Here is a 1,750-nt window from a genome sequence, read left to right as displayed (position 1 = left end):
ACCCGAAGGGGAGAAATCTCCTTCTGTTAGCGTTAAGATTGCTTCGTTGCTTGTGTTTCTCACGTATATCTGGCGGCCGGAGAGGTCGAAGATTTCCACAGCCATTATATCCTCTGGATTTTCGCTTTCGCGGGAATGACAGTTTATGGTTATTTTTACCGAGGAATTGAACGGATTTGGGTGGGCGGAAAGGGAGAAGTCAGAAGGCAAATCTGTCTCTCGGATGGCATAATCGCGAACCAACTCGATAGTTATCTTTGTGGGCGCGCCCTCTGAAACATAGATTGAATCGATAGTTTCAGGATAATAGCCCGGTGCGCCTGCATAAACTGTATAATAACCATCATCAAGCCACCTTCGATTTGTAGCATGTATGGGATCGACCTTTCTTGGTGGGAAATAAGCGTGTTCCAGTTGGACAACTTCAACTGTGGCATCGGTTAGAGCAACTCCTGAAGCTGAATCGATAACATGTGTAACTAGCATCTGCCGCATCGCGCGATCTAAAAGATAATACGATCCATGCCCAACGCGTGCGGCGATGGTATCGATAATCTCGCCTGTCCAGAAACACTGGTTGGTGATCTCCAAGACTATGCTGCAGATGCCCAATTCATAGTATGTCCAGGTTTGGAGTTTTGGTTTGTTGTGATAACTGGAACCACGGGCATAAACAGAGCCCTCTTCGTCGAGTGTGGCATCTGCATAATCATCGCGGATATCGAGCCAGTTATTTATCGCATCTGGGGCGTAACCATAATATTCACCCTCGTTGAACCACCAACAAATCCACATCTTGTTACCACCAGTCGAATCAGGTGAGTGGAAATCTACAGCCACAAGCGGACGTTCGCGCTCGTAAAAATCGCGCATAGTAATCACACATTGCTCACTGAATGGATATGGCCCCTTCGTGTTATCTAGATCGCTAGAAGTATATTCATCCCATAAATAATCCCAATTGCGGTTGGGATCGACACCGTCGGTATAAGCATCATATATTCCGTTCGAGTCGAGGTCGCGTTTGGTTTTGCGCCACTCAGTGTAGCCCGAATCGAGACACATGATCCGGCCATCGGGATTCATCTGCGGAATAATCCATATCTCCAGTTCCTCCCACCAGGCTGTCACTTCGCTATCGCCGGCTTCGAGTCGATGTAGAAGGTCTTGCATCATCCACATGCAGGTTTCGACGCCATTTGGTTCGTCACCATGCTGACCTCCATGAAACTCAACACAAGTCTCGTCCTCGTCGAGCATGGGATTGTCGGAAATCTTTAATCCCCATATAACCACAGAATCCACACCCGAATGACCGAGCGACTCGAGGGAGCAATATGTCGAATAGGTATCTGCAAGTGCGGTAATTTCTTCAATCACTTCGGAAACCGTGTGATAGCGCGGGTCGTAGCTGGGATGTTGCGCATAAGCGACGGCTATAAAAATTAGAACGGCGAGGGCGATTCTCATAATACTCCAATCATGGTTTTTACGAAGATAATATTAATTTAGCGGAATAAAATCAAGCGATAGAGAATGTTAGGAGTTCAATGCAAAGAAGCCCTTTCGATAATTTCCAGCCATGAAAACGACGCGGCAATCTCGTTTTCGCTCCGTAGGGGTTTGATGGTGGCAACCCCGCAATGTCTTGATATAATGGGCACATCGCTGCCGTGCCTACGGTGGATTCCCGAATCTGGTCGGCAATGACAAAGGCCTTACGCACCTGCGGGATTTCGCATTGTCAATT

The 1,750-nt window shown here is 47.5% G+C and carries 2 protein-coding genes; both read right to left on the bottom strand.

Annotated elements, in window-relative coordinates:
• On the bottom strand, positions 1 to 1,470 hold a 1,470-nt coding region (locus KAH81_09835; protein MCK5833952.1), incomplete at its 3' end, for a hypothetical protein.
• A 52-nt stretch (positions 1,471 to 1,522) separates the two neighbouring features.
• Entirely contained in the window at positions 1,523 to 1,726 is a 204-nt protein-coding gene (locus tag KAH81_09830; protein MCK5833951.1) for a hypothetical protein, read from the bottom strand.
• Positions 1,727 to 1,750: the final 24 nt, after the last annotated feature.

The organism is bacterium (assembly GCA_023145965.1).
Lineage (GTDB): Bacteria > UBP14 > UBA6098 > UBA6098 > UBA6098 > UBA6098.
This window is presented reverse-complemented; position numbering and strand designations above follow the sequence as displayed.